Source organism: Xanthomonas hydrangeae, from assembly GCF_032697525.1.
Taxonomy (GTDB): Bacteria; Pseudomonadota; Gammaproteobacteria; order Xanthomonadales; family Xanthomonadaceae; genus Xanthomonas; species Xanthomonas hydrangeae.
In genome coordinates, this window is record NZ_CP103836.1 from 1,558,433 (window position 1) to 1,578,620 (window position 20,188).

Sequence of the window (20,188 nt, forward strand, 5' to 3'; positions counted from 1 at the left end):
AGCTGCAGTCGACGCCGCTGCAACATTCAGTCAATGCAGGTAGTCATGCCAGCAAGCGCACGTGCGTGACCTCATTCGCAACAAGGTTTTCCCAACGTCGATGAAACTCGGAATCACCGCCAAACTCTTTCTCGCCATCCTGAGCGCGTGCATCGCAGTGCTGTTGATCAATGGCCTGGCCGGGCAGCTATTGCTCAGAAAGCAGTTTCTCGACTATCTCAGCGAGCAAGGCATCGAGCGGATGATGGAAGTGTTGCCGCGCGTGCAGGCCGATTACGCCAAGCATGGCGACTGGAACTTCATCCGCGACAATCCCGATGCCTGGTTCGTGCTGATGCGCCCGGAGCTGGCGCAGAATCTGCCACCGCGCGCGCCGCCGATCTCCGACCAGACCGGCGCGGTGTTTCGCTTCGCGCTGCTGGATCGCGATTACCGCGTGATCATCGGCAACCCCGATGTCAGCCGCACCGACACGCTGCGCCCGGTCGTGGTGCGCGGGCAGACGGTGGGCTGGATGGGCATGCTGCCGTTCGAGAGGGTGCTGACCGCCAACGACGCACGCTTCTACCAGGCGCAGCAACGGCTGTGGTGGACAGTGGGCGCGGCATCGATCGGTGTCGCTGCGCTGTTTGGCTGGCTGTTGTCGCGCACCTTGCTGCGCCGCCTGCGTGGTTTGACAGTGGCAACCCATCGCCTGGCCGCCGGCGACTACGGCACGCGATTGCAAGCGGGCATGCGCGATGAACTCGACCAGCTCGCACGCGACTTCAACCAGCTGGCGCAGGCACTGGACAACAACGAACGCGCACGCCGCGATTTCATGGCCGATGTCTCGCACGAACTGCGCACGCCACTGGCGGTACTGCGCGCCGAACTGGAAGCGCTGCAGGACGGCATCCGGCCGATGACGCGTGAGTCGCTGACCTCGCTGCATCAGGAGGTCGGCCAACTCGGCAAGCTGATCGAAGATCTGTACGACCTGTCGCTGACCGATGTGGGCGCGTTGGCGTATCGGCGCGCGCCGATCGATCTGAGTGTGGTGCTGCAGTCCACACTGGCCGGCATGCAGACGCGCATCGCTGCAGCGGGGCTCACGCTGCGCGCCGCCGGCATCGATGCGCCGCTGCATGTCAACGGCGATGAGCGCCGCCTGCAGCAGTTGCTTTCCAATCTGCTGGAGAATTCGTTGCGCTATACCGATGCCGGCGGCCAACTCGTTGTGCACTGCGCACGACGCGGGCATGCAGTGGAAATCGTGGTGGAAGACAGCGCGCCCGGCGTGCCGGCAGACAAGCTGGATCGCCTGTTCGAGCGCTTCTATCGCGTGGAAGGGTCGCGCAATCGCGCCAGCGGTGGCAGCGGGCTGGGCCTGGCGATCTGCCGCAATATCGTCGGCGCGCACGAGGGCGAGATCCACGCGACCGCTTCGCCGTTGGGCGGCCTGCGCGTGACGCTGCGGCTGCCGGCATTGGAGGCGTAATGGACAGCCAGACCGCAACGACCGCACATGTGCTCATCGTCGAAGACGAACCGCGACTGGCCGCGGTGCTGGGCGAGTATCTGCACGCGGCCGGCTATTCGCATCATTGGGTGGCCGATGGCGCGCAGGCGATCGCAGCGTTTCGCGCGCAGGCGCCGGATCTGCTGTTGCTGGATCTGATGCTGCCAAATCGCGATGGTCTGGAGATCTGCCGCGAACTGCGCAGCCTCAGCGCGGTACCGGTGATCATGGTGACTGCGCGTGCCGAAGAGATCGACCGCCTGCTCGGGTTGGAGATCGGCGCCGACGATTACATCTGCAAACCCTTCAGCCCGCGCGAGGTGATCGCGCGCGTACGCGCGGTGCTGCGCCGGCACCGGCATGATCCCAACAGCGAGCCGACGCACGGCCTGGTCATCGATGACGCCGCCTGCCGGGCCAGCGTGGCCGGACGCGATCTGGATCTCACGCAGGTCGAATTCCGCCTGCTACGTACGCTCTCCGCATCGCCTGGGCGGGTGTATTCGCGCGAACAGCTGATGGACCGTGTGTATGTGGACCACCGCATCGTCACCGACCGCACCGTGGACAGCCACATCAAGAACCTGCGCCGCAAACTGGCCGATGTGGGCGGCGAAGAGTGGGTGCGCTCGGTGTACGGCGTGGGCTACCGCTTCGAGTATTTACCCACCGAGGCGTAATCCCTGCCCCGCTCTTGGTAGCAGCGCGCCCGCGCGCGACGCTTTACCGATAACCCACCAACGACACGCGGGTGACACCCACCACTCACACCTTCAACCACCGCGTGGAAATCGCCACGCCCACCATCAACACCGCAACGCCGAGCAAGGCACCGACCAGGCCGATGCCGTGGGCGGCGAACCCGATCAATGCCGGCCCGGCCAGAATGCCGGCGTAACCCAATGTCGTGACTGCGGTGATGGCGATGCTCTCCGGCATGCGCGTCTGGTTGCCGGCCAGCGAGAACAGGGCCGGCACGATATTGGCGCAACCCAAACCCACCAACACGTAACCGGCCAACGAGGCCTGCCACGGGCTCACCAGCGTAAGCACCAGAAACCCCGCACTTGCCAGCAGCGCGCCAAGCACGATCGAGCGGATGCGCCCCAGCCGCTCCACCACCGAGTCGCCCAGCAGACGGGTCACCGTCATGGTCAACGCAAACGCCACATAGCCCAGCCCGGCGTTGCTCGGGTCGACCTGGTGCACATCGGCCAGGAACACCGAGCTCCAGTCCAGAATGGTGCCCTCGGCCAGAAACACCACAAACGCCAGAATGCCGATAAACAGCACTATACCCTTGGGCAGCGCGAGCAACGGCCCCTGCTGGGAGATGCGCTCGGCACGCCAATGCCGAACGGACAGTGCACCGACAAGCAGCATGGCAATCACACCGGCGATCGCAGCGCTCAGCGGACCAATGCGCACCGACAACAGCAGCGTCGTCGCACCGGCACCGACAAAGCCGCCGATGCTGAAAAACGCATGGAATCCGGACATCATCGCGCGCTTGGCATCGCGTTCGACCACCACCGCCTGCATGTTCATCGCGCAATCCATCGCGCCCACGCCGGCGCCGAACACGAACAGCACCGCGCCCAGCATCCACGGGTTGGCGACAACCGCCAGAAACGGCAGGCTGATGCAGATCAATGCAGCCGTCACCGCCATCACCGTGCGAAAGCCGAAGCGCGCCGACAGGGCGCCGGCCAGCGGCATCGCCAGAAACGAGCCTGCGCCCAGGCACAGCAGGATCAACCCGAGCGCACCATCGTCCACGCCGGTCCTGGCCTTGGCGAACGGCACCAGCACCGCCCAGATGGCCGCAGCAAAGCCGGGAATGAAGAACGCCGCGCGCGTGGCGTGTGGTTGCGCGCGAGCGCTGGAGGCAGGTGCAAGCGGCATGCAAACAATTCCAATAGGAGCGGCGAACAGAAACGGCAACGGGGTCGCCAGGCCGGCGCTCGCTGGTTGGGACGTGGCATGACCACTGCTCCACCACGCTTGCTGCAACCGTCCCTGGCCGATGGGATGAGATGCGTCAACCGCTAGCGAAACACCACCGTGCGATGGCCATTGAGCACCACGCGATGTTCGACATGACGGCGCACCGCACGCGCCAGCACCAGCGATTCGGTATCGCTGCCCAGCCGCACCAGATCGCGCGGCGTCATCGCGTGGTCCACGCGGGCGACGTCCTGTTCGATGATCGGGCCTTCGTCCAGGTCTTCGGTGACGTAATGCGCGGTGGCGCCGATGATCTTGACCCCGCGCGCGTGCGCCTGGTGATACGGCTGCGCGCCCTTGAAGCTGGGCAAAAAGCTGTGATGGATATTGATCGCGCGCCCAGCCAATGCGCGGCATAGTTCCGGCGAAAGAATCTGCATGTAGCGCGCCAACACCACCAAATCGATCTGCAAGGCGTCGACCAGTGCGAGCAATTGCGCTTCCTGCGCAGCGCGCGTGTCTGCCGTTACCGGCAGATGGTGAAAGGCGATGCCGTAAGACGCGGCCAGCGGCGCGAAGTCGGCGTGGTTGGAGACCACTGCGGCGATGTCCACCGGCAGTTGCCGGCTATGCATGCGGAACAGCAGATCGTTGAGGCAATGCCCCTGCTTGCTCACCAGCACCAGCAAGCGCGCGCGACGGCGCGCGTCGTGCAATTGCCACTGCATCTGGAATTCGTCGGCCAGCAGCGCGAAGCGCCGCTCCAGACCGGCGATCTCGGTGGCCTGCGGCTTGTTGAAGTGCACGCGCAGAAAGAAGCGGCCGCTTTCGTCGTCGCCGAACTGCTGTGCGTCGAGAATGTTGCAGGCCAGATCGAACAACAGCCCGGTCACGCGATAGACGATGCCGGTACGGTCGGGACAGGACAGGGTAAGGATGTAGTCGGAGCGCATCTACACAATGATAGCCAATGCGCGCAGCTGCAGGCGCGGTGCTTGCGCCCGTAACTTTTCCCTCCGACTCAGCGCGGCGGCAGGCGCAGCATCAGCCGCCGATTGATCTCGTCCAGTTGCGCCATCGATGCCTCCACCGAGGTTTCCATCGCTTCGTGCGTGGTGATGTGCGCGCGCAGATGCGCGGGGTCGGCGAGCTCGCCACGCACCAGGAACACGTTCTCGCCCACTTCGCCGACATGCCGGCTGAGCACCACGTAGTCCACCTGATCGAAGCCGTGCTGTTTGGCCAGCGGCAACAGACGCGCGGCCATGCGCACGCTGGCCTCGTCGGTGGGTTTGTTCAACTCGGCATCGAGCACCGCCACCGCTTCGCGGATCTGCGCGAACAGATAATGGTCCGGGTGCTCGGGATGCTCCGGGCCCACCGGGCCCTGATCGACGAGGGGTTCGGCGGTCATCGTGTGTCACCGGCGCAGGCAAGTGCGCGCGGTGTGCGCTCGGTCGAACCGAACGTGATCTGCAGGTGTCGCATCGCATCCTCCCTGGAGCGGCGGCTGTTACGAGCCGGCATTTTAGAAGGTCTGCTGCATGTTGGGGTGAGCAAGATGCATCGCGCATCGCCTTCAAGCGAAGCGCGATGCGCGCAACCCACTTGCGCCCCGGTGCTGCGATCAGGCCACCTGCCCTACCCGCCGTGCCGAGACCTCTGCCAGTACCGCCCAATCGGCGTTGCCGTCGCCATGTGCGATCGCCTCGTCCAGGCCGGCGCGCAGCAACTCGCCCAGCGGCATCGGTACCTGCTTGTCGGCGCCGGCCTGGATCGCCAGATCCACATCCTTGCGGCCCAGCGTGGCGGTGAAGCCGGCCGGCAAATACTCGCGCTGCATGATCAAGCGGCCGTAGCCCTGATACGCGGGTGCTGCGAACAAGGTGCTGGTGAGCATGCCCAGGAACTGGGTGGCCTCCACGCCATGGCCGCGTGCCAGCGCGCTGGCCTCGGCCATGGCGCCGATCGCACTGGCCAGGCAGAAGTTCGCCGCCAGCTTGACCGCATTGGCCTGCTCGGGGGTGCGGCCGATCTCCCAGGTGCGCTGGCCGAGCACATCGAACATCGGCTGCACGCGCGCCAATGCTGCCTCGTCGCCAGCGGCCAGAATGTTGAGCTTGCCGGCTTCGGCCACATCCACGCGGCCGAGTACCGGTGCGGCCACGTAGGCCACGCCGCGTTCGGCATGCAGGGCGGTCAACTCGTGCGCCAACGCCACCGAGATGGTGGCCATGTTGACGTGCACGCTGCCGGCCGGCAGCGCGTCCAGCACACCGCGTTCCAGCAGGGTTTCACGCACCGCGCTGTCGTCGGCCAGCATCGAGAACAACAGCGGGCCGTGTGCGGCGTCGCGCGGTGCGTCCACCACCGTTGCACCGGCCTCGCGCAACGATTGCGCGCGCTCGGGCGAGCGGTTCCACACACTCAGCTCGAACCCGCCGCGCAGCAGGTTGTGTGCCATCGGCAGGCCCATTGTGCCCAAGCCCAGAAATCCTATCGGCATCTGTTTTCCTCATGCGATCTTGCGTCAAGAGCGGCGATCCAAACACCGGCCCGCTCTGCTTGTTTACCACTGCCAGCGTAAATCAGCTGGCGAACACGCCGCGCGCCTCACGCGGCTCGCAGCGCAGGTATTGCGGCGCCGGCGTGACCGAGGCACCGAGTGCAGCGGCCGCATGCCACGGCCAGCGCGGGTCGTACAGAATGCCGCGCGCCAATGCGATGGCATCGGCCTGGCCGTCTTGCACAATCGCCTCGGCCTGCGCCGGCTCGGTGATCAGGCCCACGCCGATCACCGGCGTGTCGACCTGCGCCTTGATCTGCTGCGCAAACGGAATTTGATAACCCGCCTGCACCGGAATCTGCTGGCGCGGATCCAGCCCGCCGCTGGAGACATGGATGTAATGCGCACCGCGTGCATCCAGCGCCTTGGACAAGGCAATGCTCTGCGCAAGATCCCAACCGCCCTCCACCCAATCGGTGGCAGAAATCCGCACGCCGATGGCGATCTTGTCCGACACCGCCGCACGCACCGCATCGAAGATGCGCAAGGTCAGCCGCATGCGGTTGTCCAACGAACCGCCATACGCATCGCTGCGCTGATTGCTCAGCGGCGACAGGAACTGATGCATCAGATAGCCATGCGCGGCATGCAGCTCGATCAACTCCAGGCCCAGACGCTCGGCGCGCTGTGCCGAGGCGACAAATGCTTCCACCACCGCATCGATGCCGGCCTCGTCCAGCGCCTGCGGCAACGGCTGGCCCTCGCGAAACGCCAGCGCCGATGCAGACACGGTCTGCCAGCCATGCGCGTGATCCGGTGCGATCGCCTCGCCACCCTTCCACGGCAGATCGGTGGAGGCCTTGCGCCCGGCATGTGCCAATTGAATGCCGATCGGCATCGGCGACCAGCGCCGTACCGATTGCAGCACCTCGTCCAACGCCTGCTCGGTGGCGTCGTCGTACAAACCCAGATCGGCGTAGGAGATGCGGCCCTGCGGCTGCACTGCGGCCGCTTCCAGAATCAGCAGGCCGGCACCGGATTGCGACAGGGTGCCCAGATGGATGCGATGCCAGTCGCTGGCGCGGCCGTCCTGTGCGGAGTACTGGCACATCGGGGCGATGACGATCCGGTTGGCAAGCGCAAGCGGACCGAAGCGAATGGGGGAGAACAGCTGGCTCAAGAGGGCATCCACAAATGACACGGGGATGCCCATTGCACTGCGCCGCGCGCGTGGGCACAACCGCTGCGATGGATCACTGCGTCATGCCGAGCGCGCACTGGCGTCATTGACGCTGCGTGCAAGCAGCGGATCGAACGGTGCAGACAGGAATGCCAAGGCCTGCGCGCACGACTGTTCGACCTTCAGGCTGAGCAGTTCGTCTGCACGGGTGCGCCCGAAGTTGAGCGCGGCGATCGGCAGGCCGTTGCGCGCCGCGCTCTGCACGAAACGAAAGCCCGAATACACCATCAGCGACGAGCCCACCACCAGCACCGCATCGGCCGCCTGCAGATGCGCAAACGCGCGCTCCACGCGCTCGCGCGGCACGTTCTCGCCAAAGAACACCACATCCGGCTTCAGCACGCCGCCACAAACCGGACACGGCGGCACCGCAAAACGGTCGAAGGCCACATCGTCCAGGTCCGCATCGCCATCGGGCGCCTGCGCCGCGTCCAGGTTGGCCCAACCGGGGTTGGCCTGTTCCAGCAGCAGCTGGAAGTCGGTACGTGGCATGCGCCGCTCGCAGCCCATGCAGCGCACCACATCGAGCCGGCCGTGCAGATCGATCACCGCCTGGCTGCCGGCGGCCTGATGCAGGCGATCCACATTTTGCGTCAGCAGCAGTTCCAGCTGGCCACGCGCTTCCAGCGCGGCGAGTGCGTGATGGGTGGCGTTGGGTTGCGCCAACCCGAAACGCGGCCAGCCGACCAGACTGCGCGCCCAATAACGCTGCCGCGTGGACAACTCACCCATGAAGGCCTGGAAGGTCACCGGTTGCGGACGCTTCCAGCCGCCTTGCAGATCGCGGTAATCGGGAATGCCCGAATCGGTGCTGCAACCGGCGCCCGTGAGCACGAACAGGCGCCGATGGCGCTCGATGAAGTCCTGCAGCGCGTTGCCGTCCTGAACCGGTGCCGCCGTCATCGTGCAACTCCGGTGGCCATGAGGTAGCTGCGCAGCAACACCACCAGTTGCGTCTGCAGCGGCGCAATCCGCGCAGCCGGCGCGCCATCCTCGAGCAGGCTCTTCAACGGCCCGGCGATGGCCGCCATGCCGATCTCGGCCACCGCCTGGCAATCGTCGAAGCGCACATCGGAGGCGGTGGCGAGCGCGGCGGCGAACGCCCGCTGCGAGCGCTTGTGCGCTTGCGACCACAGGACGGCGCCACCATGCAGCTCGGCAATGGCGTACAGCGCGCGCGAGACATCCACATGCTGCAGCTTGGCCTGCACGAAGGCGCGCACCAAGACCTCGCACTGCTGCGCAAGCGCGCACCCGTGCTGTTGCGCGCAGGCCAGCTCCACCGCATCGCTCACCGTCTGCAGATGCCACTGCAGCAGCGCGATCAACATCGCCTGACGGTTCGGGTAGTACTGATACACGCTGCCGACCGACACGCCGGCCCGCTCGGCCACTCGCGTGGTGGTGCAGCCCCGCAGTCCGTCGGCCACCAACACCTGAATGCTGGCCTGGCGAATGACCTCCACGGTGGCGCGCGAACGCGCTTGCTGCGGGGCTTTACGCGGTGCTGGCAGGGGCAGGGAGGTGCTCACGAATGCGAATGTACACACGGATGGATGGCACATAGTCTGGGGGCCTTCTTCGTGATTCCAAGGAACCGCCCCATGTCCACCTCCGCACCCGTCGCGCTGATCACCGGCGCCAACAAGGGCATCGGCCTTGCGCTGGTGGACCATCTGGCCAACGCCGGCTGGACCGTCTACCTGGGCAGCCGCGATCCCGCACGCGGCCAGGCTGCACGCGACTCCCTCAGCCAGGCCGACAACGTGCACGTGCTGCCGCTGGATATCACCGACCCCGGCAGCATTGCCGCAGCGGTGGCGCAGTTGCAGGCAGACGGCGCAACACTCGATGTGCTGGTCAACAATGCCGCGGTGATCGTCGACGATGGCACGCCCGCCACCGCGACGCTGGACAACCTGCGCGCCACCTACGAGGTCAATCTGTTCGGCCAGGTCGCCATCACCCAGGCGCTGTTGCCGCTGCTGCGCGCCGGCACGCTCAAGCGCATCGTCAATGTCTCCAGCGATCTGGGCTCGCTGTCACTGCACGGCGACCCCGGTTATCGCTATCACGCGGTCAACGTGTTGGGCTATTGCTCGTCCAAGACCGCGCTCAACGCCTTCACCGTGTTGCTGGCAAAGGAATTGCGCAACGAAGGCTTTGCGGTCAACGTGGTCAATCCCGGTTACACCGCCACCGATCTCAACGGCCACACCGGTCCCGGCAGCGTGGAGCAAGCGGCCGCCACCGTGGCGCATGTCGCGATGTCCGAGCTGGGCACCGGCGGGTACTACACCGAGGGTGGACGATTGGCGTGGTGATGCGCCCTGACTAACGCGTAGCCCGCAGCCTGCCACAAACGGTTGAAACCGCTTTAAAACGGGTTACCCGTCACAGATCGTTACTCCGGATTGCGCACCTAGCGTGATCCGGTGCACACGCAACGCTGCGGAAACATGTCGCCGCGACAGTGGACAACTCCCCCGCTGCCACACTCCTTGCCATGCCCTACACCCACATCCGGACACGCTCCGGAGTGCGTCGTGCCGTGTCGCGTCGTCCGCTCGCCGTCGTTCTTGCACTGAGTCTTGCCACACCCGCATTCGCGCAGGAAACCGGCGCGCCCTCCACGCCTGCCACGCGCAAGAGCGAGGACGGCATCTTCTCGCTGGACCGGATGATCGTCACCGGCGCCGGCCAGGCCCAGAATCAATTCGACGCCTCGTATGCGATCACCGCGCTGACCGCCGAGCAGATCGACAAGCTGGCCCCGCTCAACCTTGCCAGCCTGATCGGCTCGATGCCGGGCATCTATGCCGAATCCACCGGCGGCGAAGTGCAGAACGTCTACCGCATCCGCGGCATTCCTGACGAAGGCGCGTTTGCGGTCATCCAGGAAGACGGCATCAGCCCTTACCCGGACAACAACGGCTACTTCTACAAGACCGAAGGCCTGGTGCGCCCGGATTTGATGGTCGAATCGGTGGAAACCGTGCGCGGCGGTCCCTCGCCGATCTTCGCCTCCAATGCTGCGGCCATCGTCAATTTCGTCACCCGCCAGGGCGGCGACACGCCTGAAGGCGCAGTGCGCACCACCGTCGGCGACACCGGGCTATATCGGCTCGATGGTTATTGGTCGGGCAAGCTGGCGCAGGATTGGTATCTGGCTGCCGGCGGCTTCGTGCGGCGTAACGACGGCTACCGCGATGTGGGCTTTCCGGCCGACGAGGGCGGGCAGTTCCGCATGAACCTCACGCACACGCTGGGCCACGGCAAGCTGACCTTCACCGCCAAGCATCTGGACGACAAGAACGCGTTCTACATGCCGATCCCGCTGTACGACCCGCGCGACACCACGCGCTCGCTGGACCCGCTGATCGACCGCTTCACCGGCACCTTGAGCACCGCGCAACTCAAACGCGCCATACTTATTTCCAGCGATGCCAACGGCGCGCCGCAGCGCGAGTTGCGCGATCTCTCCGATGGCCGCCACATGAAGTTCAATCATCTGGGCGCCAACCTGGACCTGGCCTTCGACAATGGCTGGAGCCTGTCCAACAAGGCCATCGTCAATCGCCTGGACATGACCTTCGATGCGCTGTATTCCAGCAATGCGCCGCAGGATGCCACCGCCTATGCCGGCAGCCGCCGCGCTGCCGCCAGCGCCGCGTTTCCCGGCCTAGCATCGCTGGGCTACGTCTATACCGACAATGGCAGCCGCTTCGATCCAGCCACGACAGATGGCCTGGTGATCCAGGGCCAGTACCGCGCCATGAACGTGCGTGCCGATTCGTTTGCCGATGATCTGCGCCTGCACCGCAGCTTCGATTGGGGCGGCGACACCCATGACATCACGTTGGGCCTCTACGGCGCCTATTACGCCCGCTCGTACAACTCGCGCTACCAGAGCTATCTGTTCGAAATGCGGCAGAACCCGCGCACGATCGACCTGCTCGGCTACGACGCGGCCGGCAACATGGTCGGCGGCGTGACCAAGGACGGCGTGGTGATCTACGGCGCAGACCGCACCCAGGGCAAGGCCTACACCAGCATGCTGGCGCCCTATCTCGCCGACACCTGGCAGGTGACCGACAAGCTGCGTGTGGAAGGCGGCGTGCGTCACGAGCGCTACCGCTATCGCGCCTGGAGCATGCTGCGCAGCACCGGCAACCTGGGCATGACCGACACCCTGGCCGACGATGCCGCACGCCTGTTCACCGGTGCCCGCGCACACACCGCGCTGGACGTGGGCGTGACCAACTGGACGGCGGGTTTCAACTACGACATCACCCCCGTGGTCGGCATCTACGGCCGCGCCTCGCGTGCGCACCGCGCGCCCAGCGAAGGCGCCAACGAAGGCAACGTCAACATCCCCACCGCCGACCAGTTCGAGCTCGGCACCAAGCTCAATTTTGACACCCTGGACGTGTTCGCCACCGCCTTCTACACCAAGTACGACCCGTACAACATCGGCACCAGCGCGGTGAACCCGCAGACCGGCGCCGCCGAGTCCAAGGACTACCGCGGCAGCGTCACCAACCCGGGCATCGAACTGGCGGCGGTATGGACACCGGCGCAGTGGCTGCGTTTCGATGCGAATCTGACCTACAACGACACCAAGGTGTCCGATCTGACCGAAGTGGTGGCCAATGGCGCGGTGGCCGTGATCGATGTGGACGGCAACATGCCCAACCGGCAGCCAAAGGTGTACGGCAATGCGGGGCCAACGCTGTTCTTCACCACCGGCAAGTTCGATTGGGAAACCTCGTTGCGCTACGCCTACGTCGGCAAGCGCTACGCCGACCTGGAGAACACCACCGAGCTGGCCGCCTACGACACCCTGGCGGCCAACATCCTGATGCGCAACGGGCCCTGGGATGTGCAGCTGTCGGTGGACAATCTCACCAACACCTTCGCACTGACCGAAGGCAACCCGCGCACCGACACCATCTCCGGCCAGGGCACGCGCGAGCCGATCTACGGCCGGCCGATCTACGAGCGCAACTCGCGGCTGGTGGTGACTTACCACTTCTGAGTGCGCTGACGTTGAGTGCTGTATCGCTCGATGTCAGCGCCTTACGTTCCCGATGCATCGCCTGCAACGTGGCATACGCGCTGCAGGCCACAAGGACTGCCATGACACCTTCCCCTCTTGCCTGTGCGCTGCTGTTTGCGGCAGCGACGTGTTCCGGCAGTGCCGCCGCCTGGGGCCACCGCGCGCATGCCGCCATCAATCGCGCCGCGGTGCAGGCCCTGCCCGACGATGGCCCGGCCTTTCTCAAACAGTACGCGCAGGTGATTGCCGACGGTGCCACCCTGCCGGATGGCTGGCGCAGCGAAAGCAAGCCGTTTCTCAAGATCGAAGAAGACCCCAACCACGGCTGGTTCCGCGAGCAGTTTTCCTTCATGCAACACCCGCCGCGTTCGCGTTACGCCTTCGTGCTGGCGCTCTACGACGAACAGCGCCGCATCGCCAAGCGCGACCGGCAACTGGCGCAGCGCATGAACGTGCGCTGGGCCGGCACCCTGCCGTACGCAGCTACCGAGGGTTATGAGCGCATCGTCGCCACCATGCGTCAGATCCGCACGCTGCGCGCCAAGGGCCAGGACACGCGCGAACTCGAACACACCTGCGCGTTCTTCGTCAGCTGGTTTGCGCACTACATCGGCGATGGCGCGCAGCCGCAACACGACAGCATCCATCACGATGGCTGGCAAGGGCCAAACCCGAACGGCTATAGCACCGACCCCAAGGTGCACGGCAAGTTCGAGAGCGATTACGTCGACAAGATCGCGCTGACCCCGCAGGACCTGCTGAGCAGCATGCCGGCCCTGGCGCATCAGCAGGGCGATGTGTTCGAGCAGATCCTCGGCTTTCTCGACACCGGTACAGGCCGTGTCGAGCAGGTGTATCGCCTGGAAAAAGCCGGCGCCTTCGACGATGCCGCCCGCAGCGACGGCCGCGCGATGGTCTATCTCACCGCCGGCGATGGCGCGGCGATGCTGCGCGATCTGCTGGTGCGCGCCTGGCACGAAAGCGCGCTGCAGCCGGGCACATCCGCGCTGCCGCGCAGCATGGACCCGAGCCATCCGCAATACGACCCGGCGACCGGATCCGCGCCTGCCGGCACCTCGCCAACCTTGTAACCGCCGTTGGCGAGATGGGTGCGCCGCCATCGGCCGACGCGCACGCCGGCCAATGGCCGCTGCGCGCCTGTCGGCAGCGCAGCGGGCAATCCAGATCGGGCATGCCGTCACGCGGCGTCAGTGGGCCGCGTCGGCCTGTTCGACAAAGCGCAGCAGATCCTGATTGAAGTGCACGCTGTCTTCCACAAATGGCGCATGCCCGGCATCGGGATAAACGCGCGTCTGCGCACGCGGCTGCAATTGCCGCGCACGCGCCAGCGCCGGCTCGGTGGTCACCAGCGCATCGCGTGCACCATACATCAGCAGCACCGGCAGGCGCGTGCGCTGCAGGCCGGCGACATCGATCGACATGCCTTGCACGGCTCGCTGCATGTCCCATGAGGCCAGCGATGCATTGGCCAGCAATGTGTCGAACACCGGTGCAGGCGGGTGAGTGGCAAAGCACAGCCGCAGAAAGTCCTGCACCGCCTGCAGATGCGTGCGCAAGTCATCGGAGACCAGATCGCGATAGATCGCCGGATGCGCGCCCAACTGTTCCGCACGCAGTTCGATCACGCCATCGACATACACCACACCCGCAAGCCCCGCATCGCCGTGGCGCGTGAGGTAGTTGGTGATCACCGCGCCGCCCAGCGACCAGCCCACCAGCACCGCGTCACGCGCGTTTGCGGCTTTCAACACGGCAGCAAGATCGTCAGCCCAGCGCATGCCATCCCGATAGGCCGACGCTGCAGTCGGCTTGCCGGACAAGCCATGCCCACGCAGGTCGTAGGTGATCAGGCGATAGCCTTGCAGGCGCGGATCGGCCAGCTGCGCATCCCAATTGATGCGGCTACCGAGCAGGCCGTGCACGAACACGATCGCCGGACCATCGCTGGCGCCATGTTCCTGCACGGCCAGGGTGACGCCATCGGGCGCGGTCACGGTGTAGCTGCGGGCAGCAGGTGTGACCGCGGGGCCCGCCGCAGCCACTGTTGAAGAAACCAGCAGCAGGCAAGCCAGCGCGTAGCGCATCGGCAGCGTGCCGATGACAGGGAGGAAGCGAACAGACATCGCAGTGAGCTCCGGACAATAGGAGCCGCGATCCTGGAGCCTCACACCAGTGTGAGGGTCAAGCGTTGCGTGCAACGTATGCTTGGCGCATGACGAGATCGTCCGAACCATCGCTGAGCATTGGCGCACTGGCGCTGCAGACCGGCGCCAGCGTGCGCTCGATTCGTCACTACGACGCGCACGGCCTACTGACGTCCTCGCGCAGCGCCAATGGCTACCGGGTGTTTCCCACCACCTGCGTTGCACAGGTGCGGCAGATCCAGCGGTTGATCGCCACCGGCTTCAGCCTGGACGACATTCTCGGCTTCCCCGATTGCATGCGCCTGGTGGAAGGCGCGCAGATGTGCCCGGAAACCGCGCAGGCGCATCGGGCACGCCTGCAGCTGATCGAGCGCCAGCTGGCCGATCTGGAACGGCGACGTGCGCGTTTGCTGGAAACCCTGGCGCAGGGTGCGGCGGATGCAGCCACAACGTGATCGCCAGCAGCGCAGATCAAACGCAGCAAGCGGGCGCCTCAGAGCGGCTGACAAACCCCGTGCAGTCGTGTTGTCAGTCGCGCTTAGATGCGTTGGTCGATCTGCATCACTCGCCCCGCGCTGGGTGCGGGGCAAACCGGCCGTAAGGCCGCGCGTCGTCGGCGCGTTGGCGCAGCACGTAGGCCGCCGCAAAGGCGAGTACCAGCAACGTCAGGCACATGCCCACCAACGCGCCCCAGCCACCGTGTTGCCAGAACCAGCCGCCGAGCGCGCCGATCACGCTGGAGCCGGCGTAATACGCCAGCAGATACAGCGACGCCGCGTGACTGCGATGCGCACCGCCGAGCCGGCTCACCCAGGCGCTGGCGGCCGAATGCGCGATGAAAAAGCCGATCGTCAACAACACGATGCCGGCCACCACCAGCGCAAGGACATGCGCCAGGGTCAACGCCACGCCGAGCATGCACAACACGATGCCGGTGGTGACCACCGGGCCGCGACCGAAACGATCCGACGCCGCACCGGCCACCGACGAACTGACGATGCCGAACACATACGCGCTGAAGATCATGCCGATCTGGCTCTGGCTCAAGCCGAACTCCGGCCCACCCAACCGAAAGCCGGCATAGTTATAGAGGCAGACGAACACGCCCATCAACAAAAACGGCAACGCAAACAGGAACGGCAGATTGCGATCGCGCAGATGCCCGGCCCAGGCACGCAGATGGAAGCGCAGGTTGATGCCGTGCCGGCACACGAAGTTGCGCGAGGGTGGCAGCAGCCAGAAGAACGCCAGCGCGCACAGCAGGTCGAACACGCTCAACATCGCCAGTGCGGTGCGCCAGTCGTAATGATCGGTCAGCACGCTCATCACGATGCGCCCGCTCATGCCGCCGAAGGCGTTGCCGGCCACATACAACCCGGTGGCCGCACCCATCTTGTTGGCCGGCAGCTCTTCGCCCAGGTAGACCATCGCCACCGCGGGCACCCCGCCCAGCGCGATGCCCGACAAGGTACGCACCAACACCAACGCACCCCAATGCGGAAGGAACGCGGCGACCAGGTTGAGCACTGCGGCCAGTGCGATCGACACGAACATCAGCCCGCGCCGGCCGAGGTTTTCCGACACTGCGCCGGCGCAGAAGATCGCCAGCGCCAGCGCACCGGTGGCCAGCGACAACGGCAGCGAGGCGGTGGCCGCGTCCACGCCGAAGGCGCGCGCAAATTCGGGCAGCACCGGCTGCACGCTGTACAGCAGCGAGAAGGTGGCAAAGCCGGCCAGAAACAATGCCAACCGGATGCGGCCGCTGGCGGGCGCGTCGATGGCAGGCGGCTGGGTTGCGAGGCTTGCGGCAGTATCCGGGGACGTGCCGGAGGGGCGATCAGAACAGGACACGGGGGCGATGTTGAGACGTGGGACGGCGAGTATTCGCCTGCCACCACCCCCTGTCCAATATATGATGCTGGCAGTTGCCATATGTAGAACAGATAGCATGGAGCTTCGCCACTTCCGCTACTTCCTGGCTGTCGCCGAAGAAGGCAACTTCACTCGGGCAGCAGCGCGGGTCGGTATCGGCCAGCCACCGCTGAGCCAGCAGATCCAGGCGCTGGAGCGCGATCTGGGCACGCCGCTGTTCCGGCGCACCCACAGCGGCGCCGAGCTGACTCCGGCCGGCGAGGCATTCCTGGTAGAGGTGCGCCGCGTGCTCGCCGATGTGGAACGCGCTGCCGAAACGGCGCGCCGGGTGGCGCGTGGCGAATCCGGCCGGCTGCGCCTGGGCTTTACCGCCTCGGCTGCGTTCAACCCGGTGGTGCCGCATCTGATCCGCGACTTTCGCCGGCAATGGCCGCAGGTCGAGTTGCTGCTGGAAGAAACCAACACCGCCGGATTATTGGTGGCACTGGCAGATGGCCGCCTGGACGCGGCGTTTGTGCGTTACGGCTTGAGCACACCGCCCGATCTGCAGCTGCTGCGCTTTGCCGATGAGCCGATGAAGATCGCCGTGCCCGCCGCGCATCGCCTGGCTGCACGCAGCAGCGCGCCGTTGGCGGCACTGGCGGGCGAGCCGTTCATCCTGTTTCCGCGCAGCTTCGGTTCGAGTCTGTACGACGAGATTCTCGCCGCCTGCCGCGCATCCGGCGTGACCTTGCGCATCACCCAGGACGCGCCGCAGATGTCGTCCATCGTCAATCTGGTCGCCGCCGAACTGGGCGTCTCGGTGGTGCCCGCCTCCACTGCGCAACTGCAACTGCCCGGCGTGCGCTATCTGGACATCGAAGGACAAATGCCGCTGGCAAGGCTTGCGTTGGCGGTCTCGCCCGGTGCGTTGGAGACCGCGCCATTGGTGCGGCATCTATGGGCGCTGGCAGAAGTGCTTTAAGCGAGGTTGAGTTGAGCCAATGACAGCGAACGCACCGCGGCTGTTGTAGGAGCGCACTCGTGCGCGATGGGGCTTTCCCGGTAACGCCCCGTCGCGCACAAGTGCGCTCCTGCCCGCATCCAGGCTTGAACACGTCTTGACCTCAACCGCGATTGAGGTCGTTCAATACGTGCACCTTCTGCCACGTGCGCCCGCCATGCATCTTCGCCATCTGTTGCTGCCCTGCCTCGACCTCGACCTCAGCCTGCGGTTCTATCGCGATGTGCTGCAGCTTCCGCAGTACGGCAACGCCATTTCCATCGGCTGGAGCACGCTGGAATGCGTGCAGGCACAGCAGCCGGTGGGCAGTGTGCATCTTGCCTTCAACGTGGCACCGTCGCGCTTCGAGGCAGCTGCGCAGTGGATCGGCGCGCGCGCAACGCTGCTGGCCGATCCGCAGGGCCGTCGGCAGTTTGAACTGGGGGGCGTCTGGCAGTCGCAGTCGGTGTATTTCGCCGGCCCCGACGGGGCGGTGCTGGAACTGATCGCGCGCAATGCGCTGCAACAGACCGCCACCGGGCAAGGCGATTTTCATGGGGAGGAATTGCTGTGCCTGAGCGAGATCGGGCTTCCCAGCAACAACGTCGAAGCGGTCACCAGCAGCATCGCCAATCACTTCGGCATGCACCCGTTTGCACCTGCACTGGAAGGCTTTGTGGCGCTGGGTGACGATCAGGGCCTGTTGATCGTGGTCGACCAGGCGCGGCGCTGGTTTCCGCAGCAGCGGCAGCTGCCCTGGGCCGATGGTTTACGGATCAGCGTGGATGCACCGCAACCGGGGCTGCGGCTACGCGACGCGCAAGGGTGGGAATTGCTGGCGGCGTGATCCGCCGCCGCTCGACTCAGGCAGCGACCGCAGGCGCGGGCAAACGGAAAAACGCCCGTGCTGCCGCCGTGCTGTTGGCCGCGGTCAGCGCCACGTCCTCACCACGATCGCGTGCGAGTTCTTCCACGATATGCGACAGAAACATCGGCTCGTTGCGGCGGTCCTTGGGCATCGGCTTGAGTGTGCGCGGCAGCAGGTAAGGCGCGTCGGTTTCGATCATCAACCGGTTGGCCGGAATCGAACGCACCAGCTCGCGCAGATGCGCACCGCGACGCTCGTCGCAGAGCCAGCCGGTAATGCCGATGTAGTAATCGCGGTCCAGATACGCGAACAGCTCTTCGCGCGTGCCGGTGAAACAATGCACCACCGCCGGGCCCAGGCGGCCATCGAAGCTGCGCATGATCGAGAGGAAGTCGTCGTGCGCATCGCGCTGATGCAGGAACAACGGTTTGCCGTTGTCGGCGCCCAATTGCAGTTGCCGTTCGAAGGCCCTGTGCTGCGCCGGGCGCGGGGCGAAATCGCGGAAGTAATCCAGCCCGCATTCGCCTACCGCCACCACTTGCGGGTGCGCCTGCAGCGTGCGCATTTCGGCCTCGCATTCGGCGGTGAATTCCACCGCGTGGTGCGGGTGCACGCCGGCGGTGGCGTAGAGAAATCCCGGGTGTTGTTGCGCCAGTTGCAACGCCAATGGTGAGTGCTCACGGCTGGCGCCGGTGATCACCAGTTGCGTAACACCGGCCTCGCGTGCGCGTTGCAGAACCGCATCGCGGTCGCGGTCGAAGGAGTCGTGGGTGAGGTTGGCGCCGATATCGATCAACTGCATGCTGCGGTGTCGTGTGGGGAGAGCCGGGCAAGTGTAACGAGTGGGAGTTGTGTGCGCTTCGCGCTGCGCGCCACCTTCTCCCGCCGGGAGAAGGTGGCGCGCAGCGCCGGATGAGGGTGCGAGCGAAGCCTCGCATGACCAACCACCCAATGTGGCTTCGCCCCGTACCCTCACCCCAACCCCTCTCCCGCAGGAGAGGGGCTTTGCTCCCTTCTTCCAAGAGAGAGAGGGATTCAACCCACCACCGGCACCACCATCGCATCGATCTTCGCCGCCAGCGCCTGGATCGCCAGCTGCGCCGAGCGCGAGAGTTGCCGTTGCGGGGCCACGCACAGCGCCAGCGTCATCGGCTTGGTCAGGTGCTGGCGGAACGGCACGAAGGCCAGTCGCCCATCGGCCACGTCCGGCGCAGCGTCCAACCAGGACATCAGCCCCACGCCGGCACCGGCGCGCACCAGTCCGCGCAAGGTGCGCACGTCGTTGCAATGGGTCAGCCGCTTCACGTCGATGTGCTGGCGCTGGTACAGCACCTTGGCGTGCTCGCCGACGATCAACGGAGCGGCCGGCAGCAGCAGCCGATGCTCCAGCGTCTCGCTCAGCTGCAGCTCGGTGCGGGTGCTCAGCGGGTGGCCCACCGGCATCGCAATCCCCAGCGGGATGTCGGCGAATGCGCGCACCTCCAGGTCCACGCTGCTCACCGGGTCCAGCAGCAGGCCGATGTCCACATCGGCCGAGGTCACCATCTCCATCACCCGCTGGTTGCGCGCGGTGGACAGGTTGAAGGTGATGCCGGGGTACTCCTGCACCAGCGCCGCCACCGCCGCCGGTACCACCCCCTCGCTGAGCGCGTCGATCATGGCGATCTCCACATGCCCGCGGCGCAGCCCCTTGAGCTCGTCGAAGCGCTCCAGCGTGCGTGCGTAGGCCTTCTCCCAGCCGCGCACGTCCACCAGCAGCAGCTCGCCGGCGGCGGTCAGCCGCAGCCGGCCGGGCAGGCGCTCGAACAGCTGCGCGCCCAGTTCTTCCTCGGCCTTGAGGATCTGCCGGTCGATCGCCGAGGCCGACACATGCAGCACGTCGGAGGCCTTGCGGATGCTGCCGCAGCGGGCCACTTCGATGAAGTAACGGGTGAAGCGGGAGAAGGTCAGCATGCGGCGGGGCTCGGTTGGCGTTGCATTTTTTGCAATGGCTTGGCTGAAAATCGATGTTTGATAACACACCCCCGGCTTCCTAGAGTCAATCCGGC

The 20,188-nt window shown here is 65.8% G+C and carries 19 protein-coding genes; 8 read left to right on the forward strand and 11 right to left on the reverse strand.

The features are described 5' to 3' along the window. The first annotated feature begins 100 nt into the window (after positions 1 to 100). Complete coding sequence (gene baeS, locus NYR97_RS06355; protein WP_316697137.1) at positions 101 to 1,480, forward strand: sensor histidine kinase efflux regulator BaeS; 1,380 nt, start codon at positions 101 to 103, stop codon at positions 1,478 to 1,480. Then, entirely contained in the window at positions 1,480 to 2,181 is a 702-nt protein-coding gene (locus tag NYR97_RS06360) for a response regulator (RefSeq protein ID WP_205393366.1), read from the forward strand. The genes baeS and NYR97_RS06360 overlap by 1 nt, the downstream gene beginning before the upstream one ends. Positions 2,182 to 2,266: 85 nt before the next feature. Here NYR97_RS06360 and NYR97_RS06365 read toward each other — a convergent pair whose 3' ends face one another. From NYR97_RS06365 to NYR97_RS06395, 7 genes are all read right to left on the reverse strand, one after another. Further along, on the reverse strand, positions 2,267 to 3,406 hold the full coding sequence (locus NYR97_RS06365) for an MFS transporter (RefSeq protein WP_316697138.1): 1,140 nt from the start codon (positions 3,404 to 3,406) through the stop codon (positions 2,267 to 2,269). Between the two features lie 143 nt (positions 3,407 to 3,549). After that, positions 3,550 to 4,401 carry a formyltetrahydrofolate deformylase gene (purU, locus tag NYR97_RS06370; protein ID WP_205393364.1) on the reverse strand — a complete coding sequence of 284 codons (852 nt, stop codon included), beginning with the start codon at positions 4,399 to 4,401 and terminating at the stop codon, positions 3,550 to 3,552. Positions 4,402 to 4,469: 68 nt separating this feature from the next. Further along, on the reverse strand, positions 4,470 to 4,862 hold the full coding sequence (locus NYR97_RS06375) for an XVIPCD domain-containing protein (protein ID WP_205393363.1): 393 nt from the start codon (positions 4,860 to 4,862) through the stop codon (positions 4,470 to 4,472). Between the two features lie 213 nt (positions 4,863 to 5,075). After that, a complete protein-coding gene (locus tag NYR97_RS06380; protein WP_316697139.1) occupies positions 5,076 to 5,954 on the reverse strand; it encodes an NAD(P)-dependent oxidoreductase in 879 nt (292 codons plus the stop codon). A gap of 82 nt (positions 5,955 to 6,036) precedes the next feature. Then, complete coding sequence (locus tag NYR97_RS06385; RefSeq protein WP_316698065.1) at positions 6,037 to 7,155, reverse strand: NADH:flavin oxidoreductase/NADH oxidase; 1,119 nt, start codon at positions 7,153 to 7,155, stop codon at positions 6,037 to 6,039. 60 nt (positions 7,156 to 7,215) lie between these two features. Beyond that, a complete protein-coding gene (locus NYR97_RS06390; protein ID WP_316697140.1) occupies positions 7,216 to 8,097 on the reverse strand; it encodes an NAD-dependent protein deacetylase in 882 nt (293 codons plus the stop codon). Then, positions 8,094 to 8,714 carry a TetR/AcrR family transcriptional regulator gene (locus NYR97_RS06395; protein ID WP_205394731.1) on the reverse strand — a complete coding sequence of 207 codons (621 nt, stop codon included), beginning with the start codon at positions 8,712 to 8,714 and terminating at the stop codon, positions 8,094 to 8,096. The genes NYR97_RS06390 and NYR97_RS06395 overlap by 4 nt, the downstream gene beginning before the upstream one ends. An 84-nt stretch (positions 8,715 to 8,798) precedes the next feature. Between NYR97_RS06395 and NYR97_RS06400 the strand changes: the two genes are divergently transcribed. The 3 genes from NYR97_RS06400 (at position 8,799) to NYR97_RS06410 (ending at position 13,344) form a co-directional block, all read left to right on the forward strand. Beyond that, positions 8,799 to 9,518: an SDR family NAD(P)-dependent oxidoreductase gene (locus tag NYR97_RS06400; RefSeq protein WP_316697141.1), complete on the forward strand. Its 720-nt coding sequence runs from the start codon at positions 8,799 to 8,801 to the stop codon at positions 9,516 to 9,518. 227 nt (positions 9,519 to 9,745) lie between these two features. After that, the gene (locus tag NYR97_RS06405) at positions 9,746 to 12,232 is read left to right on the forward strand and encodes a TonB-dependent receptor (protein WP_316697142.1); all 2,487 of its coding nucleotides are present in this window, start codon (positions 9,746 to 9,748) and stop codon (positions 12,230 to 12,232) included. Positions 12,233 to 12,333: 101 nt separating this feature from the next. Then, the gene (locus tag NYR97_RS06410) at positions 12,334 to 13,344 is read left to right on the forward strand and encodes a nuclease (protein ID WP_316697143.1); all 1,011 of its coding nucleotides are present in this window, start codon (positions 12,334 to 12,336) and stop codon (positions 13,342 to 13,344) included. Between the two features lie 117 nt (positions 13,345 to 13,461). Here NYR97_RS06410 and NYR97_RS06415 read toward each other — a convergent pair whose 3' ends face one another. After that, on the reverse strand, positions 13,462 to 14,397 hold the full coding sequence (locus tag NYR97_RS06415; RefSeq protein WP_316697145.1) for an alpha/beta fold hydrolase: 936 nt from the start codon (positions 14,395 to 14,397) through the stop codon (positions 13,462 to 13,464). Positions 14,398 to 14,486: 89 nt separating this feature from the next. Between NYR97_RS06415 and NYR97_RS06420 the strand changes: the two genes are divergently transcribed. Continuing rightward, positions 14,487 to 14,873 (forward strand): MerR family transcriptional regulator, encoded by a 387-nt coding sequence (locus NYR97_RS06420; RefSeq protein WP_316697147.1) that lies wholly within the window; start codon positions 14,487 to 14,489, stop codon positions 14,871 to 14,873. A 106-nt stretch (positions 14,874 to 14,979) separates the two neighbouring features. Here NYR97_RS06420 and NYR97_RS06425 read toward each other — a convergent pair whose 3' ends face one another. Next, positions 14,980 to 16,269: an MFS transporter gene (locus NYR97_RS06425; RefSeq protein ID WP_316697148.1), complete on the reverse strand. Its 1,290-nt coding sequence runs from the start codon at positions 16,267 to 16,269 to the stop codon at positions 14,980 to 14,982. A gap of 97 nt (positions 16,270 to 16,366) precedes the next feature. Here NYR97_RS06425 and NYR97_RS06430 point away from each other — a divergent pair, with 97 nt between their 5' ends. Next, complete coding sequence (locus tag NYR97_RS06430) at positions 16,367 to 17,254, forward strand: LysR family transcriptional regulator (RefSeq protein WP_176340092.1); 888 nt, start codon at positions 16,367 to 16,369, stop codon at positions 17,252 to 17,254. Between the two features lie 196 nt (positions 17,255 to 17,450). Continuing rightward, a complete protein-coding gene (locus NYR97_RS06435) occupies positions 17,451 to 18,119 on the forward strand; it encodes a VOC family protein (protein ID WP_316697150.1) in 669 nt (222 codons plus the stop codon). 16 nt (positions 18,120 to 18,135) lie between these two features. On the opposite strand, the gene NYR97_RS06440 is transcribed toward NYR97_RS06435, so the two are convergent. Then, positions 18,136 to 18,942 (reverse strand): TatD family hydrolase, encoded by an 807-nt coding sequence (locus NYR97_RS06440; protein WP_316697151.1) that lies wholly within the window; start codon positions 18,940 to 18,942, stop codon positions 18,136 to 18,138. 233 nt (positions 18,943 to 19,175) lie between these two features. Beyond that, entirely contained in the window at positions 19,176 to 20,093 is a 918-nt protein-coding gene (locus tag NYR97_RS06445) for a LysR family transcriptional regulator (protein WP_115515045.1), read from the reverse strand. Positions 20,094 to 20,188 lie beyond the last annotated feature (95 nt).

What these genes read in the sequence shown, in the direction of transcription:
- purU (WP_205393364.1), bottom strand. Translation starts at nt 4,401, where the DNA reads ATGCGCTCCGACTACATCCTTACCCTGTCCTGTCCCGACCGTACCGGC.
- NYR97_RS06445 (WP_115515045.1), bottom strand. Translation starts at nt 20,093, where the DNA reads ATGCTGACCTTCTCCCGCTTCACCCGTTACTTCATCGAAGTGGCCCGC.
- NYR97_RS06440 (WP_316697151.1), bottom strand. Translation starts at nt 18,942, where the DNA reads ATGCAGTTGATCGATATCGGCGCCAACCTCACCCACGACTCCTTCGAC.
- NYR97_RS06365 (WP_316697138.1), bottom strand. Translation starts at nt 3,406, where the DNA reads ATGCCGCTTGCACCTGCCTCCAGCGCTCGCGCGCAACCACACGCCACG.
- NYR97_RS06360 (WP_205393366.1), top strand. Translation starts at nt 1,480, where the DNA reads ATGGACAGCCAGACCGCAACGACCGCACATGTGCTCATCGTCGAAGAC.
- baeS (WP_316697137.1), top strand. Translation starts at nt 101, where the DNA reads ATGAAACTCGGAATCACCGCCAAACTCTTTCTCGCCATCCTGAGCGCG.
- NYR97_RS06390 (WP_316697140.1), bottom strand. Translation starts at nt 8,097, where the DNA reads ATGACGGCGGCACCGGTTCAGGACGGCAACGCGCTGCAGGACTTCATC.
- NYR97_RS06375 (WP_205393363.1), bottom strand. Translation starts at nt 4,862, where the DNA reads ATGACCGCCGAACCCCTCGTCGATCAGGGCCCGGTGGGCCCGGAGCAT.
- NYR97_RS06410 (WP_316697143.1), top strand. Translation starts at nt 12,334, where the DNA reads ATGACACCTTCCCCTCTTGCCTGTGCGCTGCTGTTTGCGGCAGCGACG.
- NYR97_RS06415 (WP_316697145.1), bottom strand. Translation starts at nt 14,397, where the DNA reads ATGTCTGTTCGCTTCCTCCCTGTCATCGGCACGCTGCCGATGCGCTAC.
- NYR97_RS06380 (WP_316697139.1), bottom strand. Translation starts at nt 5,954, where the DNA reads ATGCCGATAGGATTTCTGGGCTTGGGCACAATGGGCCTGCCGATGGCA.
- NYR97_RS06430 (WP_176340092.1), top strand. Translation starts at nt 16,367, where the DNA reads ATGGAGCTTCGCCACTTCCGCTACTTCCTGGCTGTCGCCGAAGAAGGC.
- NYR97_RS06420 (WP_316697147.1), top strand. Translation starts at nt 14,487, where the DNA reads ATGACGAGATCGTCCGAACCATCGCTGAGCATTGGCGCACTGGCGCTG.
- NYR97_RS06400 (WP_316697141.1), top strand. Translation starts at nt 8,799, where the DNA reads ATGTCCACCTCCGCACCCGTCGCGCTGATCACCGGCGCCAACAAGGGC.
- NYR97_RS06435 (WP_316697150.1), top strand. Translation starts at nt 17,451, where the DNA reads ATGCATCTTCGCCATCTGTTGCTGCCCTGCCTCGACCTCGACCTCAGC.